21 protein-coding genes and 2 pseudogenes are annotated in these 21,245 nt (G+C 42.6%); 10 read left to right on the plus strand and 13 right to left on the minus strand.

Features of this window, described 5'->3' with window-relative positions; all coding sequences use genetic code 11:
- The first annotated feature begins 93 nt into the window (after positions 1 to 93).
- Complete coding sequence (larE, locus tag NLP_RS17850; protein ID WP_199784867.1) at positions 94 to 921, plus strand: ATP-dependent sacrificial sulfur transferase LarE; 828 nt, start codon at positions 94 to 96, stop codon at positions 919 to 921.
- A gap of 25 nt (positions 922 to 946) precedes the next feature.
- Here the strand turns inward: larE and NLP_RS17855 are convergent, their stop codons facing one another.
- Both NLP_RS17855 and NLP_RS17860 read right to left on the minus strand, forming a co-directional pair.
- On the minus strand, positions 947 to 1,303 hold the full coding sequence (locus tag NLP_RS17855) for a DUF4864 domain-containing protein (protein WP_104907562.1): 357 nt from the start codon (positions 1,301 to 1,303) through the stop codon (positions 947 to 949).
- Positions 1,304 to 1,370: 67 nt separating this feature from the next.
- A complete protein-coding gene (locus NLP_RS17860) occupies positions 1,371 to 2,426 on the minus strand; it encodes an SGNH/GDSL hydrolase family protein (protein WP_104907563.1) in 1,056 nt (351 codons plus the stop codon).
- Between the two features lie 605 nt (positions 2,427 to 3,031).
- Here NLP_RS17860 and NLP_RS35825 point away from each other — a divergent pair.
- Positions 3,032 to 3,109, plus strand: a pseudogene (locus NLP_RS35825) (hypothetical protein); the annotation flags it as partial.
- 215 nt (positions 3,110 to 3,324) lie between these two features.
- Positions 3,325 to 3,537 carry a hypothetical protein gene (locus tag NLP_RS17865; RefSeq protein ID WP_099099566.1) on the plus strand — a complete coding sequence of 71 codons (213 nt, stop codon included), beginning with the start codon at positions 3,325 to 3,327 and terminating at the stop codon, positions 3,535 to 3,537.
- Between the two features lie 73 nt (positions 3,538 to 3,610).
- Here the strand turns inward: NLP_RS17865 and NLP_RS17870 are convergent.
- From NLP_RS17870 to psaA, 6 genes and pseudogenes are all read right to left on the minus strand, one after another.
- Positions 3,611 to 4,132: pseudogene (locus tag NLP_RS17870) on the minus strand (DNA methyltransferase); the annotation flags it as partial.
- Between the two features lie 138 nt (positions 4,133 to 4,270).
- Positions 4,271 to 4,666: a hypothetical protein gene (locus NLP_RS17875; RefSeq protein ID WP_104907564.1), complete on the minus strand. Its 396-nt coding sequence runs from the start codon at positions 4,664 to 4,666 to the stop codon at positions 4,271 to 4,273.
- Positions 4,629 to 4,949 (minus strand): hypothetical protein, encoded by a 321-nt coding sequence (locus NLP_RS17880; RefSeq protein ID WP_104907565.1) that lies wholly within the window; start codon positions 4,947 to 4,949, stop codon positions 4,629 to 4,631. Before NLP_RS17880 ends, NLP_RS17875 begins: the two co-directional genes overlap by 38 nt.
- Positions 4,950 to 4,997: 48 nt before the next feature.
- On the minus strand, positions 4,998 to 5,129 hold the full coding sequence (locus tag NLP_RS36130) for an AAA family ATPase (protein ID WP_199784868.1): 132 nt from the start codon (positions 5,127 to 5,129) through the stop codon (positions 4,998 to 5,000).
- A 96-nt stretch (positions 5,130 to 5,225) separates the two neighbouring features.
- A complete protein-coding gene (gene psaB / locus NLP_RS17890; RefSeq protein ID WP_104907566.1) occupies positions 5,226 to 7,457 on the minus strand; it encodes a photosystem I core protein PsaB in 2,232 nt (743 codons plus the stop codon).
- 119 nt (positions 7,458 to 7,576) lie between these two features.
- Entirely contained in the window at positions 7,577 to 9,835 is a 2,259-nt protein-coding gene (psaA, locus tag NLP_RS17895; protein ID WP_104907567.1) for a photosystem I core protein PsaA, read from the minus strand.
- A 508-nt stretch (positions 9,836 to 10,343) separates the two neighbouring features.
- Here psaA and NLP_RS35015 point away from each other — a divergent pair.
- Both NLP_RS35015 and NLP_RS17900 read left to right on the plus strand, forming a co-directional pair.
- On the plus strand, positions 10,344 to 10,517 hold the full coding sequence (locus tag NLP_RS35015; protein WP_234017391.1) for a hypothetical protein: 174 nt from the start codon (positions 10,344 to 10,346) through the stop codon (positions 10,515 to 10,517).
- Positions 10,441 to 12,078, plus strand: a complete 1,638-nt coding sequence (locus NLP_RS17900; RefSeq protein ID WP_234017367.1) for a hypothetical protein — start codon at positions 10,441 to 10,443, stop codon at positions 12,076 to 12,078. Before NLP_RS35015 ends, NLP_RS17900 begins: the two co-directional genes overlap by 77 nt.
- Here the strand turns inward: NLP_RS17900 and glsA are convergent.
- Both glsA and NLP_RS17910 read right to left on the minus strand, forming a co-directional pair.
- Positions 12,055 to 12,969 (minus strand): glutaminase A, encoded by a 915-nt coding sequence (glsA, locus tag NLP_RS17905; RefSeq protein ID WP_104907569.1) that lies wholly within the window; start codon positions 12,967 to 12,969, stop codon positions 12,055 to 12,057. The genes NLP_RS17900 and glsA overlap by 24 nt on opposite strands.
- Before the next feature lie 42 nt (positions 12,970 to 13,011).
- On the minus strand, positions 13,012 to 13,791 hold the full coding sequence (locus tag NLP_RS17910; RefSeq protein WP_199784639.1) for an SIMPL domain-containing protein: 780 nt from the start codon (positions 13,789 to 13,791) through the stop codon (positions 13,012 to 13,014).
- A gap of 227 nt (positions 13,792 to 14,018) precedes the next feature.
- On the opposite strand from NLP_RS17910, the gene NLP_RS17920 reads away from it, so the two are divergent.
- From NLP_RS17920 to NLP_RS17940, 5 genes are all read left to right on the plus strand, one after another.
- Positions 14,019 to 15,533 (plus strand): thioredoxin-like domain-containing protein, encoded by a 1,515-nt coding sequence (locus NLP_RS17920; RefSeq protein WP_104907571.1) that lies wholly within the window; start codon positions 14,019 to 14,021, stop codon positions 15,531 to 15,533.
- A 223-nt stretch (positions 15,534 to 15,756) separates the two neighbouring features.
- Positions 15,757 to 16,137, plus strand: coding sequence for a KGK domain-containing protein (locus NLP_RS17925; RefSeq protein WP_104907572.1), 381 nt, complete (start codon positions 15,757 to 15,759; stop codon positions 16,135 to 16,137).
- Positions 16,138 to 16,153: 16 nt separating this feature from the next.
- Positions 16,154 to 16,504: a DUF952 domain-containing protein gene (locus tag NLP_RS17930; RefSeq protein WP_104907573.1), complete on the plus strand. Its 351-nt coding sequence runs from the start codon at positions 16,154 to 16,156 to the stop codon at positions 16,502 to 16,504.
- 153 nt (positions 16,505 to 16,657) lie between these two features.
- Positions 16,658 to 17,317 (plus strand): Uma2 family endonuclease, encoded by a 660-nt coding sequence (locus tag NLP_RS17935; protein ID WP_104907574.1) that lies wholly within the window; start codon positions 16,658 to 16,660, stop codon positions 17,315 to 17,317.
- A 261-nt stretch (positions 17,318 to 17,578) separates the two neighbouring features.
- Positions 17,579 to 18,496: an RluA family pseudouridine synthase gene (locus tag NLP_RS17940; protein WP_104909917.1), complete on the plus strand. Its 918-nt coding sequence runs from the start codon at positions 17,579 to 17,581 to the stop codon at positions 18,494 to 18,496.
- Between the two features lie 244 nt (positions 18,497 to 18,740).
- On the opposite strand, the gene NLP_RS17945 is transcribed toward NLP_RS17940, so the two are convergent.
- The 3 genes from NLP_RS17945 to NLP_RS17955 all read right to left on the minus strand — a co-directional run bounded on the left by NLP_RS17945 (position 18,741) and on the right by NLP_RS17955 (position 21,041).
- A complete protein-coding gene (locus tag NLP_RS17945) occupies positions 18,741 to 19,508 on the minus strand; it encodes a phycobilisome rod-core linker polypeptide (RefSeq protein ID WP_104907575.1) in 768 nt (255 codons plus the stop codon).
- 372 nt (positions 19,509 to 19,880) lie between these two features.
- The gene (locus tag NLP_RS17950; RefSeq protein WP_104907576.1) at positions 19,881 to 20,423 is read right to left on the minus strand and encodes a hypothetical protein; all 543 of its coding nucleotides are present in this window, start codon (positions 20,421 to 20,423) and stop codon (positions 19,881 to 19,883) included.
- Complete coding sequence (locus NLP_RS17955; RefSeq protein WP_104909918.1) at positions 20,424 to 21,041, minus strand: phycobiliprotein lyase; 618 nt, start codon at positions 21,039 to 21,041, stop codon at positions 20,424 to 20,426.
- Between the last annotated feature and the right edge of the window lie 204 nt (positions 21,042 to 21,245).

Genomic DNA, 21,245 nt, shown 5'->3' on the forward strand with positions numbered 1-21,245 from the left:
CCAATGCCCCATGCCCAATGCCCAATGCCCCATAACTAATGACTACAATATAAATTATTGGGTGCTGTAGGGTTTTGGCAGGATTGGGAAATGATGCTGACAGAAAAATTTGAGCAATTAAGAGCCTTATTTCAAGAGATGGAGCAGGCGTTGATTGCCTACTCTGGGGGCGTTGATAGCACTTTGGTAGCAAAAATTGCTTATGATGTGTTGGGCGATCGCGCTTTGGCTGTCACGGCTGTTTCTCCTTCGCTATTACCAGAAGAATTGGAAGACGCGAAAATTCAAGCTGCAACTATTGGGATTCCTCATAAAATCGTCCAGACTCACGAAATGGAAAATCCCAATTACACCTCTAACCCTGTTAATCGCTGTTATTTTTGCAAAAGTGAGTTGCACGACACTCTCAAACCTTTAGCTTTACAGTTGGGTTATCCCTATGTAGTGGATGGGGTGAATGCTGATGATTTGCATGATTATCGCCCAGGAATTCAGGCAGCTAAGGAAAGAGGTGCGCGATCGCTTTTAGCAGAAGTGGGTGTCACCAAAGTTGAAGTTCGCCAACTTTCGCAACAACTCGGTTTACCTTGGTGGGATAAACCTGCTCAACCTTGTCTCAGCTCCCGGTTTCCTTACGGTGAAGAGATTACTGTCGCTAAGTTGCAACGAGTCGGTAGAGGAGAAATTTATCTGCGAAAGCTAGGTTGGCAGAATTTGCGCGTGCGATCTCAAGGGGATACAGCACGTATTGAATTACCACCAGAACAAATCAAAGAGTTTGTGTTGACTAACGATTTACAAACGTTAGTTTCGGCATTTCAAGATTTTGGATTTATCTACGTAACCTTAGATTTAGAAGGTTATCGTAGCGGTAAGTTGAATCAGGTTTTAAATAGGGAAGCTTTGGGCGTTAAAGTATAGGATTTTAGTTCTATAAATGTAGAGTTTATTTATCTTCTAGAGAAACTAGGAAGCAACCGTTAATCCTCCAGATATTATTGGGCTGTTTTTCCATAAAATATAAAGCCCTCAAGGGAACTCCATCAGGAGCAAGTAGCAGGACTGGTTGAGTTATATTTCCCTGGATGGTTGTTATCTTCTCAAAAAAGACAGAACGAGGACGATATACTGCTGGATAGCTTGTCTTTACCATCTGCATAAAATTTTCTGGGGTTCCGAATTGCGCCTGAATCGCCGGACTAGCATAGGCAAAAGCGCTTTGGGCGTCATCTTTTTTAAAAGCTGCCAATTGGTATTCAATTACAGAACGTATGTTGATGGCATCGATATCAGGAACTTCCATAAATTTAAAAATTGCGTAGGCGCAGCCCGCCCTTAGACATCGCTCCAAGTGTCGGCAAAGCGATCGCTCAATTCTCACGCTGAGTGAGCTTGTATTCTATCTGCTGTAATGCTGTTCGCCACACATCATATCCCTCTTGAGACAAGTGCAACCCATCTGTGGTTAACTCTGGACGCAAATTGCCTTCCATATCCGTAAACCAGCTATAAATATTGAGATAATTAGCACCTTCTTGTTTGGCAATCACGGTTAGTTGGATGTTGATGTGACGAATGCGGCTATTGGAAATTTTTGGTAAACGAGTAGGCAAAATTGATTGGACAATGATTTGAGCTTGGGGGTGAGCCTGCCGTAAACGACGGACAATTCGGCGATAATTACGCAAAATTGTTTCATCAGTAGCGCCTTTTCGTAAGTCGTTAATCCCAGCCATGATGTAAATTACATCTGGCCGCGTTGCCGAAAATGCTCCTAATCTTTTTAAAACGCCACTAGAAGTATCTCCAGATATGCCTTGATTCAGCCACAACTTACCAGCAGGCAGTTTTTCCCTGGGAAACCACATACTCAAAGAATCACCAACTAAAATACTTAGATGATTGGCTCCTTGACCTTGAGCGATCGCTCTAGCTTCTAAAGCTAATAAACTTTTCCAGTCGTCATAAGTTAGTTGACGTTTCTTGATCGACTCCCACAATGATTGCAAATTATCACTATCTACGCGTGTATAAATCTGACCTGTTTTCAGAGCTGCCAATCTTTGGTAGTAAAGTTGATTTCCAGATGTCAATAAGAGGCTAGTTGCTTGGGCGCTGGGGTTGAGTGATGACTCTGTTGATACTGGTAATGCCTGACTGCTGAATTCTGGTACGCTAGGGACGTTTTTCTCACCAACTATTGGCTGCGAACTTTTTAGGAGTTGGAACGCTTGACCGCTGAGTTCTGGTAAGGAGAGATCAACGCTATTGATAATTTTTGTACTGGCTATTGTCTGCGAACCCTGTTTTAAATCCCACAGGAATCTAGAACTTTCTGGCAGGACAATTGACAGATGTGGAAGAGCCGATGCTGGTATTGCTAATCCTGTTAACAAGCCTGCTGCCAACAGATAAGGGTCCCTCATCGCTTTGTCTCTCCTCTACTCACTGCTTTTCCATATCACGACATTGTTTGCCTGTATTCAGGAAAATTTTACTTCGGTTAAGTTATTATTCTCATTTACGCTGTATAGTTCTGTAAAGCGTGTTCATGAGATTATATTTTACAATTTACGATCTCTTTAAAGTACGGTTTTCCCGGTGGTATACAAGTCTTATTTGTGCGAAGTACTTCTACTGAAAGCACTGTTTTCATCAGCCGACCACTTTTTATAACTCAGTTGTCACAAATATTGGAAGTATTTGTAAACTTGACGATTAGTAAGTGATTTTTGAGGATCTCAGGACAGAGGTTTTTGCTTTTGATATTGCTAGTATGTGAAATAACCATCAGATTTTAGGTTTCTAGATTTCAGTCAATTGTCGCGATCGCATGAGAGTTTGCTAGACCGAGAACGCTACGGGAATACTTCGACAGTTTTCACTTTTTCATGTGAAATTAAGCAGTGCAAATGCACTAGTTATTAGAGATGTGATTAGTTGAGATTAAATTTTTGATAACTAGCACAAGTGAAAGCATGGTCACTAAAATAAGTCTCTGACCATTTTGGGGTAATTTGCGACAACAGTTTACTTTACTACTATATACAAATTAGCTCGTACCTTTAATGTGACGATTGAGGACTTAGTGAAAATTCTGGAGAAATAGGCAAAAGTTTAACTGTTGAGAATATTGATATCATACGATGATGTGTCCTTGATGAGCAAGTATCAGGTTTGCCATACTGAGAATTTGAGAATTCCCTATACGTAATTTGAAATTTATGTTTACTCATTGAAGTATGAGTTGAAACACATTTAAATTAAGTTTTAACTCTAGAGAATAACCTCATTGAAAGTGCTAAGATTTAGGCTGAATCATTAGTGTTTTCCTTTTCTTCTGTGGCTAGAGCTAGTACAGCGATTGGTGTCAGTCCCATTATTAAAGAGATTGTGCAAAAACAGGCACATTCCACACGTTTGACCCTGAAAGAAGTTATTCTGATGGGGATGTTAGCTATTGATAAACTAGATGATCGAGGTCGTCAAGAGCTAGCCGATCAAGTTCATCAAATGCAGGTAAATGGAGAGATTTAATTGAGTAGTTATGAGTTAAGAGTTATGAGTTATAAATTTTAACTTCTCACTCCTGACTCTTTACTTAATTTGGTTATTGGCTAAATCGATAACGACTTCCCATTACATAATTTTCATTAATTTCAAAAGATATCCATTGGCGTTGCAGCGTCTCAGCAACAAAGCCCGTTGTATTAGAACCTGTAAATGGAGCTAATACTATATCACCTTCATCAGTTAGGAATTTGATGAAGAACTCGGCGAACCCTTGAGGAAAAAGTGCTGGATGGGGTCTAATTTATGCTGTTTTGCAGCGTCGTAAATAAGCACTATTCGATTCAGTATTAGCAATTTCTAACAAATTCGGCGGAATTGCACCTTGGTTATCTTTTTGAAATTTATCAGAAATATCATGTCCACTAGGACGTATTTTTGCTTTATAGCCATTTTTGAGTAATTTTTTCATACTTTGGCTATAGGGCTTTAAAACTTTTCTGTTATCTGCTTTAGGATTGGGTGTTTTAGATAACCACCAAACTGTATTTACTGAGTCCTTCACACGAATTCGCTTGATTGTCACCCACTCAGCAGGGGTTGGCAGCCGAGCCGGATTATAAGTTTAATTTTAGGAAATTGCTCTAGACAGTGAGGTTAGGATAATCACGCTTAATTTTTCTCTGACAAACTTAACCCAAGCGTTTCTACGAAACAAGCAGATTTTCAGTAGTCAGAACCAAAACCTAAATAATATTTATTAAGTTAAGGCATTATTAATTTCCCTAAACAACGCTTCTCTCACATCATTTTTTAAGCAAGATTTGCACCATTGATTCACAAGAGTTTCCCAGACACTTGTTGAACTTTTAATCACTCGATCACCAACCATTGATGTCCACCTGTGATGATCAGGTTCTAACATCGAGTCATCAAGGTATGTCAGAAGTGTACCTGCTCCAATTCCAAATCTAGCTGGAAGCTCTGGCCATGCAAGTTGTTTTAGTTCTTTGAATACAACACGTTCAGGAGCTTCAGTTCCAGGAAGAGTTATACAACTACTACCGTTAGATACAACATCTCCATCCAGTACAGCAATCGATTTGTAGGGCAGTTTATTATTTTTTGCAACGATTCCCCATGATTTGGACAACATTGGATGGTCCCACTGGAACTATTGCTAAACGTGTAAGCAGTTCTGCTGAATCAGGATCACTTGCAAGAATTTCGCGTAAAAATATTTCCGAATCTCTGTCTTCTACAAAAATGTATAGTTCAGGATGTACATTTTCGTCCAAACGGCTCAAAGCAAATTCTGGAGTCACTCCATAAACAATATTTGTCCCAGACGAACCAGGCAATAGCATTATCCTAGCCTCCTGTGGCAATTCTTCTAATACATAGGGGCTATAGGACTCCGATTTGATTTCTGAAAACATACTGAGACTGAAAAGCCCGTTTTATCAGGGTTGTATCTGAAATCTTGTTCAGAAATCAGATATGAGTCCTATATGTGTTGAAAGAATAATTTGAATGCGCTTGTAACGACTAAGCCAGAGTAAGAATCGTATCAGGCGACGCTGCGCTCTTGGGTGTAAGGATGCTTCTACTTCATCAATTGGTAGTCACGCTACAGATAATCCTTATTAATTAAAAAAATCCCCCACCTTTCGGCAGGGGATTTTTATTACTTACCTACAAAACTAGCAGCCGAATTAACCGAACTTACCAGCAGTAGAAGCAATCAAGAATGCTGCGTAAGTTACGACGTAGCCAACAGTGAAGTGAGCTAGACCAACTACACGAGCTTGAACGATGGACAGAGCCACGGGCTTGTCTTTCCAGCGAACTAGGTTAGCCAAAGGAGTGCGTTCGTGTGCCCAAACAAGGGTTTCAATCAACTCTTGCCAGTAACCTCTCCAGGAGATTAAGAACATAAAGCCAGTTGCCCAAACTAGGTGTCCAAACAGGAACATCCAAGCCCAGACAGACAGGTTATTCACACCGTAGGGGTTGTAACCGTTAATCAACTGAGCGGAGTTAGCCCAAAGGTAATCGCGGAACCAGCCCATGAGGTATGTAGAGTTCTCATTGAACTGAGCCACGTTGCCTTGCCAAATACCTAGATGCTTCCAATGCCAGTAGAAGGTAACCCAACCAAGGGTGTTGAGCATCCAGAATGTAGCGAGGTAGAAGGAATCCCAAGCTGAGATATCGCAAGTACCGCCACGACCTGGGCCGTCGCAAGGGAAGGCATAGCCGAAGTCCTTTTTATCGGGCATCAGCTTAGAACCACGGGCATCCAAAGCACCCTTGACCAAGATCAAGGTGGTGGTGTGCAGACCTAAAGCGATCGCATGGTGTACCAAGAAGTCGCCAGGGCCAATTGTCAAGAACAGGGAGTTAGTACCAGCATTGATGGCATCTAACCAGCCTGGCAACCAAACGTTAGCGTAGTTGGGCCATGCTGTGTAAGCAATACTATCTGGATTAGATAGCAAGGCATCTAAACCGTACAGTACTTTACCGTTAGCAGCTTGGACGAACTGAGCAAACACTGGCTCAATTAAGATTTGTTTTTCAGGAGTTCCAAAAGCAACTACTACGTCGTTGTGTACGTATAGACCAAGAGTGTGGAAGCCCAAGAAAAGGGATACCCAGCTAAGGTGGGAAATAATCGCTTCTTTGTGCTTCAACACGCGCTCAAGGACGTTGCCCTTATTTTGCTCTGGGTCGTAATCACGTACCCAGAATATTGCTCCGTGAGCAAAAGCACCAAGTATCAGGAAACCTGCAATGTATTGATGGTGCGTGTACAGCGCTGCCTGAGTCGTGTAGTCCTTCGCAATAAATGCGTAGGAAGGCATGGCGTACATGTGCTGCGCTACCAGAGAGGTGACAGTTCCCAGAGCAGCTAGGTGAATACCCAACTGGAAGTGCAGCGAATTGTTATAGGTGTCGTACAAGCCTTGGTGAGGCAGATTGAACTGACCTTCACTATTAGTACCAGGTACTAAACCGGATTTGGAGTTCAGCATTTCTTTGATGCTGTGACCAATTCCGAAGTTTGTCCGGTACATGTGACCAGCGACAATAAATAGAACTGCGATCGCTAGGTGGTGATGAGCTATGTCAGTCAACCACAAAGCTTCTGTCTGGGGATGGAAACCACCCAAGAAACTCAGAATTGCAGTTCCTGCACCTTGCGATGTCCCGAAGATATGTCCAGGTGTGTCAGGGTTTTGAGAGTAAACACCCCAGTTACCTGTAAAGAATGGTGTCAAACCTGCTGGGTGGGGTGGGGTATTCAAGAAGTTATCCCAACCTACGTGCTGACCGCGAGCTTCGGGAACAGCAACGTGAATTAAGTGACCAGCCCAAGCCAAAGAACTAACACCAAACAAACCTGCTAAGTGGTGGTTTAGGCGATGTTCAGCGCTCTTAAACCATGCCAAGCTAGGACGGAACTTGGGTTGCAAGTGTAGCCAACCAGCGAACAAGAATACAGCTGCCAATAACAGCAAGAAGACTGAACCGTTGTACAGTTCGCCGTTTGTCCGCATTCCGATGGTATACCACCAATGGTAGAGACCAGAGTAGGTAATATTTACCGGATTGCTAGCGCCAGCTTGGGTAAAAGCTTCGATCGCTGGTTTACCAAAGTGGGGATCCCAAATCGCGTGGGCAATGGGACGGATGTGAAGGGGATCTTTAATCCACTGTTCAAAGTTACCTTGCCAGGCTACGTGGAACAGGAGGCTGGATGCCCACAGGAAGATGATTGCCAAGTGACCGAAGTGAGTTGCGAAAATCTTTTGGTAAAGATTTTCTTCCGTCATGCCATCATGGGTTTCAAAGTCGTTGCCTGTAGCGATCGCATACCATATCCGACGAGTCGTCGGGTCCTGTGCGAGATCCTGGCTAAATTTGGGAAATTTTGTCGCCATAGGTTTAATAAATCCTCTGACCTTTAGCCATCAAGTATCAGTTCAATTTCGGATTTTAGATTTTGGATTTTGGATTGAATCTAAAATCTCAAATCCAAAACCCAAAATTTTGCTGATTGCTACCCTACTGAAAGGATGTGTGCATGGAAGAATGCCCAAGTTGTGGCAATTCCTCCTAAGAGGTAGTGAGCTACCCCTACAGCCCGACCCTGAATAATGCTCAGAGCGCGAGGCTGAATTGCTGGAGCTACCTTCAGTTTATTATGTGCCCAAACAATGGACTCAATCAGTTCTTGCCAGTAGCCACGACCACTGAACAGGAACATCAAGCTGAATGCCCAAACAAAGTGAGCGCCTAAGAACATGAGTCCATAGGCAGATAGCGCACTGCCGTAGGAATTGATGACTTGTGTAGCTTGTGCCCACAAGAAGTCTCGCAACCAACCGTTGATGGTAATTGCACTTTGGGCGAAGTTACCACCAGTGATGTGAGTTACAGTACCATCTGCATCTACGGTTCCCCAGACATCTGATTGCATCTTCCAGCTGAAGTGGAAAATTACAATAGACAAGGAGTTGTACATCCAGAAGAGTCCGAGGAATACGTGATCCCAACCAGAGACTTGACAGGTACCGCCACGACCGGGGCCGTCGCAAGGGAAGCGGAAGCCCAAGTTTGCCTTGTCTGGAATCAGACGAGAACTACGGGCGTACAGCACACCTTTAAGCAGAATTAGGACGGTGACGTGAATGGTGAAAGCGTGAATGTGGTGAATTAGGAAGTCCGCTGTCCCCAAAACAATGGGTGCAGCTGCCACTTTTCCGCCAACAGCCAAGACACCGCCGCCAAAGACATAGCTAACTGGTTCTAGGGCATTGGGTGCAGTTGTACCAGGAGCCAAGGCATGGATATTTTGTATCCACTGGGCAAATACTGGCTGCAATTGAATCCCTGTATCAGAGAACAAGTCTTGAGGACGACCCAATGCACGCATTGTGTCGTTGTGGATGTAAAGTCCAAAGCTATGGAAGCCGAGGAAAATACACACCCAGTTCAGGTGAGAAATAATCGCGTCACGGTGACGAATCACCCGATCCAGCAAGTTGTTTTGATTCACAACTGGATCGTAATCCCGCACCATGAATATGGCAGCGTGAGCCGCACCGCCGACTATACAGAATGCACCAATCCACATGTGGTGGGTGAAGATGCACAACTGCGTAGCATAGTCAGTTGCCAAATATGGATAGGGGGGCATCGCGTACATGTGATGCGCGATGATGATGGTCAGCGAACCCAAGAAGGCCAGGTTAGTAGCCAGTTGAGCGTGCCAAGATGTGGTCAGGTTTTCGTAGAGACCTTTGTGACCTTCACCGGTGAAAGGACCTTTGTGGTTTTCGAGGATCTCTTTAATGCTGTGACCAATACCCCAGTTAGTACGGTATTGATGACCAGCAACGATAAACAGAACTGCGATCGCTAAGTGGTGATGAGAAATATCAGTCATCCACAAGCCGCCTGTTACTGGGTTCAGACCGCCCTTGAAGGTCAGGAAGTCAGCATACTGACCCCAGTTCAAGGTGAAGAAAGGTGCTAAACCAGCAGCAAAGCTGGGATACAACTCCGTCAACAAGTCTTTGTTCAAGATGAACTCATGGGGCAGGGGTATGTCTTTAAGAGCAACGCCTGCATCCAAAAGCTTGTTGGTCGGTGCGGACACGTGGATTAAGTGACCTGCCCATCCCAAGGAACCACAACCTAGCAGTACTTGCAAGTGGTGATTCAACATTGATTCCACATTCTGGAACCATTCCAGTTTGGGAGCGCGTTTGTGGTAGTGGAACCAGCCGGCAAATAGGAATAAGCCTGCTAATACCAAGCCACCGATCGCAGTTACGTAAAGCTGGAAGGAGTTTGTAATCCCCCAACCACGCCATACTTGGAACAAACCGGAGGTGATTTGAATCCCGTGGAAACCACCGCCAACATCAGCGTTTAAAATGTCTTGTCCCACAATGGGCCAAACGACTTGAGCACTAGGCTTAACGTTTAACGGGTCACTTAGCCAAGCTTCATAGTTAGAAAACTTCGCGCCGTGGAAAATCATCCCGCTCAACCAAACCATCACTACGGCTAAGTGGCCAAAGTGGGCTGAGAATATCTTACGGGATATATCTTCTAAATCGCTTGTATGTGTATCAAAATCATGGGCGAGTGCGTGCAGGTTCCAAATCCATGTGGTGGTTTTGGGACCTCTGGCTAAGGATTTGTCAAAGTGTCCAGGTTGCGCCCATCTCTCGAATGAGGTTGGAACTGGATCGTTCTCGACGATTACTCTTGCCTTTTTTTCCTCTCGCTCCGGAGGACTTATTGTCATTCGACCTCCTCTCTTGATAAGGAATGAGGAATCATGAATACCACAAAGTTAACCATTCCCACAAGCTCCAGAATTTTACTGAAGCCGCGATGAAGACCCGATGTGGATAACTGTTTCTCGTTGAATTATAAAGTCTTCACTTGTACTTTGTTAGAGATATTTTAACAATAATTCAAACTTGCTCGAATATTGCTGGAATTCATGCCTTAACTGGCTTTTAACTTCAAACTATTTGTCCAAAAGTCAATAGTTTATCTATTTAATTTACAAACAATAACAAATCGTAAAATTTATGGTTTGGCTGTATGTAGTGGATGTCCCAGTTTTTACCGCTATTACTCATGAACATTTATGTCATATTTCAATTTTTGCAAGTAAAACACTGTAAAGAATATGACTTATTTTAAAATTTTCTGAAATATAAAGGAAAACTTATGGGATATGAGGCGGATTTCAGCTTTTGGGCTATAGTTCCAGATGGACAGTTTGAACCAAAATAATCTGTCAATTGTCGAAGACTATCACTGGTGCAACGCATGAACTCGTGGCAGAAAAGGGTGTTAGAGAAGCTCCTCCCTCAGAGGTTCCCGATTCTCAGGTGGGTAATAACATTGGTGCTGGTATTAAGCTTGACCAGTTGCGGCGAAAAAGCCGACAGTCAGGAAGTATCTTCTGGCTATAGAGAAAACTCCCCACAGATTTCTCAAATTTCCAAGCAATTTTCGGAAGTTTCCCCTCCATCTGTTATTCAAGAACTGCGTCCAATTTTGGAAGTTTATCAGCCACAAGTGACAATTGTTACTCCCAAAATTGATGAAGTTCTTCAAGACAACAAAGTTACAGCCAGTTTTCAGGTTAAGGATCTACCTATATTTAAAGATCCACAATTACAACTGGGACCACATCTCCATGTAATTCTGGATAACCAACCTTATATTCCTGTTTACGACCTGAATCAACCCTTGGTTTTGCCAGACTTGTCTCCAGGTACTCATACCCTGCGCGTCTTTGCCTCTCGTCCTTGGCATGAAAGCTTTAAGAATGAAGGAGCTTATGCCCAAACAATATTTCACGTCTTCACCAAAACCGACGACAACACCTCAGATGCTAAATTACCCCTGCTAACTTACAGTCGTCCTCAAAGTAGCTACGGGGCAGAGCCAATCTTACTGGATTTTTATCTAACTAACGCTCCCCTGCACCTCGTTGGTAAGGAAAACCCCAACGACGAGTTCAGTGATTGGCGCATCCGCGTCACAATTAATGGTGAAAGCTTTATTTTCGATCGCTGGCAAGCAGTTTACCTTAAGGGCTTCCGTCCAGGTAAAAACTGGGTAAAGCTAGAATTTCTCGATAATCAGGGAAATCCTGTCAAAAATGCCTTTAATACTACAGTTAGATTGATTGACTACCAGCCAAAGGGTAAAGACACTCTATCGAGAATCGTGAGAGGAGAACTCACAGCAGATGAGGTGCGCCCTATTGTAGACCAGAATTATAGAATTGCACCTAAACCTACACCCACGCCATCCGTTGAAAAAACACCTCAAATACAACCGAAGGTAGAAAAACAGCCGATTCCTGAAACTGAAGTTCCAGAAGATTCCAAAATTCAGCCAGAACAACCAAAATTGGAAGTTCCAACGGCTGCACCATCTCCCACTTTCTCTCCGACACCACCAAAAATTATTGAGTCGCCAATACCAGAACCACAGCCAGAGGTAACGCCAACTCCTGAATCAACGCCGTTACCCGAAAAAATTGCGCCTCAGCCAACAAAATCTAGATTTGGCGGATTTTTTAACCGTGGGGCTGGTAAAGTTCCCACCCCACAAGCACCAGTTACACCATCTCCTAGTTTGCCACCTACGCTGCCAGAGATTATTGAGTCTCCAGCACCAGAAATAATTACACCAATACCAGAACCACAGCCAGAGGTAACACCAACTCCTGAATCTACACCGTTACCCGAAAAAATTGCGCCTCAGCCAACAAAATCTAGATTTGGCGGATTTTTTAACCGTCTAACGAATAAGACACCTACTCCGCAAGTAACAATTGTGCCATCTCCTAGCTTGCCACCCACGCTGCCAGAGATTATCGAGTCTCCTACACCAAAAATAATTACGCCACCAGCAGAACCACAACCAGAAGTAACGCCAACTCCTGAATCTACGTCGTTATCTAAAACAACCGTTCCCGATCTAGAAAAACTAGAATTAACCAAAAATACTCAACTGTAACTCTTGCGCTAAAACTTCAACAAATGCGATCGCACCTACAGGATTTCCGATATTATCCAACCCAGGACTGTAGCAAGCGATCGCTCCCTCACCTGGTACTATTGCTACAAGCCCACCACCAATCCCTGATTTCATCGGTAGACCAATCCTGACTGCAAACTCCGCAGAAGCTTCGTACAGTCCACAAGTTGACATTACAGTATTTACAATCCGGCGGTTTTGTGGGGATAAACAGCTATTTTCACAAGCTAGCAGTTTTCCCAACAAAGCTAAATCTTCAACTCGCCCAGAAAGACAGCATATTTGCTCATAAGTGTCAAGTGCTGTTTCAATATTTTCGAGATGACCGGCTTGGGCGAGATAATTAGCGATCGCTTCATTGGCTTTTGAGCGGGTTAATCGCACTGAAGCCAGCATCACCTCATCTAAGCTTAGTTGGCAACCTGCTAATTGGTTGAGCCATTGACAAAAGAAAAGAGTGCGTTGATTAGCATCTTTTCCTGGTAATTTATCAGAGAGGGTAATTGCCCCACTATTAATCATCGGGTTGCGGGGATGCCCGCGATCGCTAATTAATTGTTCTAAAGAATTGAAGGGTGCATCTGATGGTTCCACCCCAACCCAGCCGAAAACCTTTTCTGCTCCTAGATGTTCTAGCAGATAAAGTAGAGAAAATGTCTTAATCACGCTCATTAGCGGGAAAACACGAGCTGTATCCCCAAAGCTGATAGTTTTCCCCGATTTACAGCAGATATAAACTGCAAACCAACCAGAATTAGCTTTAGCTAATTGCGGAATGCGATCGGGAACTTGTCCTTGTTCAGCTTGGGTTTTCGCTTGTTGTACCCAAGCTGATAACTCTGTGGTAATTAATCTATCAAGTCTTTTCAAAAGTGATATCCGCTAAAACCATTTCTAGTTTATGTAAAGCGGTTATTGTTGAGCGGGTTGATAGCGAACTTGCAACGTGACAAAAGCTTCTATTCTTTGTTCTCCAGCAACAACAGCCGTGTTGGCTAAATTCATTGGAGCCGCTTTCTGTATTAAGTCAGTCATTTCCATTGCTACTGGTATAGGTGGACGAGCACCGTTAATTTGAATGCTGACAATTTGCTGTTGCTTGAGTTGCAAAGCACTAAGAGCTGCATCTGCTTGAGAGCGAGCATCTTTCGAGGCTGCATCGATCGCCTGTTTTTGTGCAGCAGCGATCGCCTCATCTGATGCTACTAATGTTACACCATCAATTCGTGTCGCTCCTGTTTTAATCGCTTCATCCAACAACGTGCCAATTTTTTCTGGGGCAATTTGGAAGCGGACAAGATTATTTGCATAATAGCCAATTATTTGGTTCCCATCTTTTTGGCTGTAGCGGGGATTTAGACTGATACTGGTGGTTTCTAATTTAGTCACATCTTGACGCGCTTTTAATAAGTTAACTACTGCTTGCGATCGCTTAGCAAGTTCCTGTTGAACAAATCCAGAAGTTTCACCCTGCACCTGAACGCCTAAACTGACTCGCGCATTTGTTTTGGGAATATCTATCATCCCTCGCCCAGAAACCACAAGTGTTTGAGATTGGAATGATATATTTGGCTCAACTCGGCTTTGAGCCGCTTGACAACCTACCAAACTCAACAAACATAAAGCAGGTAGCATCTGTAGTAAGGTTTTACCAAAATTAACTTTCAAACTTGCCAAATAATAGTAAGACATAACTGGAGCAGAAAATTTTTGTGCGTTTCTAATATGACACTTGGGCAATTGATAACTGCTAATGTTACAGTTTTGGAAACTGAAAAAATCGCCTTCTTGGATAATTTAAATCAAGCAGCTTTCAAAGGAACCGATAGAAAACCGCCCGGATCAAAGTTTATTTTGTGCGTCTTAATTACAAATTACGTAGCTTGCTTCTCGCCGGAGGCGAGTATTACGAATTACCTATGATTCCCCGTGTTAGAGCGCCAGAATTACCACAAAATTACTCTTGGCTCAATACCGATAAACCATTGTCTCTTAAACAATTCAAAGGTAGAGTCGTAATTTTAGACTTTTGGACATACTGCTGTATCAATTGTCTGCATATCCTGCCAAACCTGAAATATTTAGAACAAAAATATAAAGATAGTCTTACTATTATCGGCGTTCACTCTGCCAAATTTGACAACGAAAAGGAAACAGAAAATATTCGCCAAGCTATCCTGCGCTATGACATTGAACATTCTGTTGTCGTTGACAGTGGCTTTCGGATTTGGGAAGAGTATGCTGTGCGTGCTTGGCCTACGTTAATCATTATTGATCCAGAAGGTTACGTGATTGGCCAGATTTCTGGTGAAGGAAACCGTGACACTTTAGATGAGTTGATTCAAAAGTTAATTCAGCAACATCAAGACAAAGGCACAATTAATTTCCAAGAAATCAGCTTGACTTTAGAAAAACAGCGCCAACCATTAATTACACCTTTAGCTTTTCCTGGTAAAGTTCTGGCTACCCAAGCAGGTTTGTTTATCGCTGACTCTGGACATCACCGCCTTGTTGTGAGTAGCTTTGATGGAGAAATTTTGTACTTAATTGGTACTGGAAAATCTGGCTTAACCGATGGTGCTTTTAACGAAGCGCAATTTTTTGCACCGCAAGGAATGGCTTATGATGCCGAAAATCAGATTCTTTACCTTGCTGATACAGAAAATCATGCGCTGCGGCGAGTTGATTTAAAGCGCCAAATAGTCGAAACTATTGCGGGAACTGGCGAACAAAGCCGTAATATCCATCCTCATGGCGGTGCTGGTTTAGAAACCGCACTGAATTCCCCTTGGGATTTAGTGAAAGTAGGAAATACCCTATTTATTGCAATGGCTGGGCCGCATCAAATTTGGCAAATGGATTTAGAAACTGACATCATCAAAACTTATGCTGGTACTGGTGCAGAAGCGTGTATTGATGGTTCACTTACCGAATCTGCCTTTGCCCAACCTAGCGGTATTACTAATAATGGGCAAGAATTATATATAGCTGACAGTGAAGTTAGTTCAATTCGTGGTATTGAAATTGTCGAACCGTACCAAGTACGAACTATTTGCGGTAGTGGGGGTTTATTTGGTTTTGGCGATGTAGATGGACAGGCTGAAGATGTGCGTTTACAACACTGTTTAGGAGTGGAATACGCTCAGAATTTTTTGTGGGTGGCAGATACTTATAACCATAAAATTAAATTAGTAAGTCCTGGTGGTAATTGTCAAACAGTTTTGGGAAATGGTTCTGCTGGTTTACAAAATGGTCAAGGTAAAAATACTCAGTTTTTTGAACCTTCAGGATTGAGTGCTATGGATTCATATCTATATATTGCTGATACCAATAATCATGCCATCCGCCGCGTAGATTTGAATACTTTTGAAGTGAAAACACTAGAATTTATTGGGTTATGTGCGCCAGATGTTTGTATTCCGCCGAATTTATAGAATCATAATCTCACGCAAAGGCGCAAAAATGCAAAGAAAAACTCTGCGTATTTAGGTGAGATTTTAAAGAATAATGTTGTTGAGCAATCGCTTGATGCTGCTCAGATTGTTTCTTTACAGTTCATTATTCAGTATTTATACTAAATTACTGTTAATAAAACCCCAATATAATTTAGTAGTAAGTATAGACTGGCAACTTTGAATTGTCAGTATAGATATTGATATGAAAAATAAATTCATTCCTCTAGACTGTGGAGATGATGTCATTTTATTTGAGAATAATACTTATAAAGTAAGTAAGTTAAGAGAGTTAGTTATACGACAATTTATAAAAAAATGGCGTCAGGAAATTTGTACATATAAAACTCAAATTAAGAATGATTTAGTTGGTAGTTTGTTTAGCAGTATCTCTGCTGGAGACGAGTCTATACCCTTTAGTGAAATTAAACTAAATGCTGCCAAAGATTGTCAGGTTCTTAAAATTGATGGCAAAGGTTGGCAGAAAGGCAAATTAGAAATTAAAATATTTATATATCCTAATAGTCATAAACCAAATAGTGTATGTCTTGAATTTCATCCAGATGAACCTATTGAGATAAAATAACCTTGATACAAACAACATGAATACTATCCTCCACATCACCAAACGCCAACAATGGGAACAAGCAAAAAACATCGGTAGATATCGCGCTGATTCGTCAGACAAGGAAGGTTTTACGCATTGTTCAAAATCAACGCAAATACTCAAGGTTGCAAAGAGATTTTTTGATAATCAAAAAGAATTAGTACTACTTTTTATTGATTCTGAAAAAGTCCAAGCTGAAATTCGCTATGAACCTGCTGAAATAGGAGAATTATTTCCTCACATTTATGGTGAGTTAAATATTGATGCTGTGTATCAGGTGATTGATTTTGAAGCTGGGGAAGATAGTTTATTTGAGTTGCCGCAAGAAGTTATAGATTTAAAATAACGTAGACGCTTCGGCTTGCCGCAGGCTACCGCAGAGGCGCAGAGGACACGGAGGAGGAGGGATCGAGAGAATTTAAGCGATCGCTTTTTGGTTAGAGCATTTGCTACATCTCAAATTTAAGTAAAAACGAAGTTATTTAACAACTAAAATCCTATGGTTACTCTTCAACTCAGCCAAATTCGAGTTCCACCAGGGCAAAGAATAATACTGGAAGATGTGAGTTGGCAAGTATTTGAAGCAATTCTCAACCAGTTAGGGGAACATCGCAGGAGCCGATTAGCATACAGCCAAGGAACTTTAGAAATTATGGCTCCATTACCAGAACACGAACGATCTAAGGTAATTATCGGAGACTTGGTGAAAGCTTTGTTAGATGAACTCAATCTGAATTGGGAGTCTTTAGGTTCAACTACCTTTAAACGAAAAGATATAAGTGCAGGTATTGAACCCGATGATTGTTTTTATATTCAAAACTATAAGCTCATGATTGGCAAAGACAGGATCGACCTAACTGTTGATCCTCCTCCTGATTTAGCGATTGAAATTGATGTCACCTCTAAAACCCAAATTAGTGCCTACGAAGCGTTGAGAGTACCTGAAATTTGGCGATATGAAAGCAAAAACCTAGAAATTAGCTTGCTGCAAGGCAAACAATATGTGAAGTCTCTCATCAGCCCCACATTTCCTACTTTTTCTATCATGGAACTCATTCCCCGGTTTGTGGAAATGGCACGAACTACAGGAATGAGTTCAGGACTTAGAGTATTTCGACAATCGGTAAGAAAACAAATACAAGACAGCCAAGGCGAATAGAATTCGCGGGTACACAAACTCTCATCTGCCTCCGTGGACTAAGATCAAATCAAGGTTTTGCCTGGGTATATGCGATTTCTAACCGCCAAATTAAGGTATTCCGCGCTTTACTTAAAGAACGGGAATTAATCTAGAGCAATTGTGACCGAATTTAATTTACAAATCCAAGAAAATAGCGATGGCTTCGCCAACGCCAAGGGCGAACGCTTATCAACTCCACTTGAGGATGCCACACCTAGCTTGCTTCCCCTTAAGAGTACAATACACTGCGTCAACACCAAAGGCGATCGCATCGACCGTTACCTTTCCCAAGAATTACCAGACTTATCCCGTTCCCGCATCCAACAGTTAATCGAACAGGGTCACGTCCAACTTAACGATCAAGTTTGCACATCTAAGAAGATCAATGTCAAGCTAGGCGATCGCATCACTCTCGAAATACCAGAAGTTCAACCTCTAGAATTGCAAGCAGAAGATATCCCCTTAGATATCCTTTACGAAGATGACCAGTTACTTATTCTCAATAAACCCGCAGGCTTAGTTGTCCATCCTGCGCCCGGTCATCCTGATGGTACTTTAGTAAATGCCCTATTGGCTCACTGTCCCAATTTACCAGGAATTGGCGGAGTCCAACGTCCGGGAATCGTCCATCGATTGGATAAGGATACAACGGGGGCGATCGCGATCGCTAAAACAGATATTGCCCATCATCATCTACAAGCACAGCTGAAAGCAAAAACTGCACGACGAGAATACTTGGGTATAGTTTACGGTGCGCCAAAAACTGAAAGTGGCACCATAGACTTGCCCATTGGTCGCCATCCCCAAGACCGCAAGAAAATGGCTGTTATGCCTGTTGAACAAGGCGGACGAGTCGCCGTCACTCACTGGAAAGTACTAGAACGTCTTGGTAACTTCACCTTAATTCACTTTCAATTAGAAACTGGACGCACCCATCAAATTCGTGTCCACAGCAGCAAAATTGGTCATCCCATTGTCGGCGACCCAGTTTATAGTTCTGGCCATTCCGTCGGGGTAAATTTGCCTGGTCAAGCACTACACGCTTGGCGACTAAAATTGCAGCATCCCCTATCTGAAGAGTTGATTGAGGTAACAGCTACTCCTCCCGCTCACTTTAAAAAACTTTTAGAGATGCTAAAAAGACGAACTACACTTTAAGCTCATCCACCCCTAAAACTACCCACATTTTAAACACATCGAGCATTGATAAAAAACCATATCCAATACTTCGACTTCGCTCAGTACAAGTGCCCAATGCCCATTAACAACTAGCGTGCATTAGACATGGGATAGAGTCTGTTTCACTTAGTTATATCTAAATGAAACTCCTACCTAACCCAAGACTTATGCACGCTATAAAGCGATCAGATGGATGTACTAGCCAGCCACCGACCAAAAATCGTTATTTAATTCCTGACAGTTGCCGATAAGGTACGGACTTTTCGATATCGATGTTGTATGGCGAGATCCGTTGTGGAGCATTGCCAGTTGCATTGATACTTTGTGCCATATTCAGGAATAGAGATGGATCTCCAGCCTTTACTTTTTGCTCTTGTGGGAGGAATCTGCGTACTTCGACCTGCCAAATGATTTGGGGGAAACCCAGTTTAGCACGGTGGTAATCTTCGTATCGCGGAGATTTGATGTTGAATGGCAACTCACCCTCAGATTGGGATGGCAGTATCCGACGGCGCTGATAAGGCACTGTGGAGTATCCAAAATTGCTCAGGTACTCTTCAGTGTTGAGCACTTCATCAATAAAGCCTACAATACCCTTGGTAGCGACTACAATTGACCAGGCGATTTTTTCCCGCTCGTTGTAGGGATCGCGTCCTAGAACCCGCTGAATTACTTGCTCAACAAAGCGATAATTATTGTTGAGGTCGTAGAAGCTTTTCTTAAAGGTATTAGAAAGCACCAACCCACGAATAAAGTCCCGTACTGTAATTTGTCCATTACGGAGTTGAGACTCTAAATATGTTTCGCGATCGGCAGCAAAAGCATAAAAGAAAAGTTGACGATATGCTGCTTCGATCAAATCACCTAAATCTGACGGAGAAAGTATATTGTCGGTAGTAAAAATCCTGGGCTGTTCATCACCCGGTACTTCGTATGCAGCTACACGCTGATTTTGACTTGAAGGGTCATATTCTAACAGAGGAATTGCCACTCTAAAGCCTCCATGTTCTTAATTAAAGTTAACAACTTTTAATCACATATTAAGGGAGTAGTTGTATCAGAACCTCAGATTCTGATAAAATTTCACGAAACTTAACTAAGGGTAATTTAAGTATTCGTAGGATAAAAGATTAGCCTGCTGGATTCAACCCATAGCTAATCAATTGGAAATAGGGAGTTGGGCTTCCAGGTTAATGACTACGTAAATGACTAAAAAATTTTATTCACATATTTTAGATTAGGAGATTCAGTTTCACCTTTTTGAACGGAAGTAATAATTTTTAACATTTAGCAAAAGAAATTAATGGGGGATTGAGGAATGGAACCTTAAAAAACCCATCCCCTTTGCTTTTCTGCTCCTCTGTCAGCGACCTATCCAAAATTCCAGGGGATCTATGGTTGATTTACAGTGAGGCCAGCTACGCAAAGTTGCTTCCATTCCTGCTTCCCAGTAGGGTGGTTCCAATCCCAGCCCTAAGCATAGATGAGATAGGATGCTAGCAAACTGCTCATTGTGACCAAACTCTCCTAGATGGGCATGGGCGTATTCATGGACGACTATACCAAACCAGTCTCTAGGTGCAACTCGGCCAACATCTACCAGAATAGTGATTGGGTTAGTGAGAATGTTGCACAGCCCATCTATGCCGAAGGATTGAGCTATGGGAACTGCAAAAATTTGGATGTGGCGACGCTCTTGGGGATGAAAACACTGATGACAAACTTCTAGATAGGTGTTTATCTGAGCGTTCACAGCGTTAATATTATCACCGATCCAAGTGTAAATGGGGATGCGATCGCGCAGGTTATCAAATACATTCACCATACCCGGTTCTAGGGCAAGTCCCTGTACTAGACGCAGATAATCTTGCCCACGAGTAAAAGCATCGCTCTGCTTAAGAATCATTCACCAGCCCAAAACTGAATAAAACTGTCTTTTTTCTAAAACATCCGCTCCTTGTCTTTCTGTTACTTCTTCTGAGCTAGAAGCCTCAACAGAAGCTTCAATGCGGCTTTCAGTACAAAACGATGCGGTGCTAAAGCCGCCAAACCGTTTGACTGTACTGGTTCGTAGTCGCATATTTGGGCTGGCGAACCAGAATCGCTCAATGGAACTCATTGTTTCATATTCGGTTGTCAACACTAGTCCATCTTCATCATCCATGTGAAAAAGACCGACTACAGGGACAATTTCGGCGTAACCTCTTTCACGGAGTAATTTGCCTTGCCTTGGGTTATCGCCATCAGGCACGATCGCAAATATGGTTTTTCCCTGATGATTCTCCTCATCCTCTCGATCCCAAGCCATTGTGCCTAGCCAACGCACACGCGAGCCACCGACTGAAAGGCTGGGGTCAATCTCATGATATCGGCACAGTTCGATGATTTCTGGATGATCGGCATCCAGAGTTTCTACCTGTATATCCGATTCTCCCGTCTCTGAGCGCTTGAACGCCAGATGATGAGTTGCACGTTGCGATCGCCACTTACCAGCACTTAGCTGAAAAAATTCCATTGCGTCTATCAATCTTCTGACTCCTACTTATTACTCCTGCGGATGATGTTTTACGAGTTCTTTGTTTTTAGATTAGTTGTGTATATAAACATTCTAAACAATTCTAAACATTACAGCGATTAGTGGTCAGCTTCAATAAACACCCTAAAAAGGGAGAGAGAAACGTGTTGTCATGTAATTGTAAACTTTTATGAGTGTCATTCATTATGGCTT

The organism is Nostoc sp. 'Lobaria pulmonaria (5183) cyanobiont' (assembly GCF_002949795.1).
Taxonomy (GTDB): Bacteria; Cyanobacteriota; Cyanobacteriia; order Cyanobacteriales; family Nostocaceae; genus Nostoc.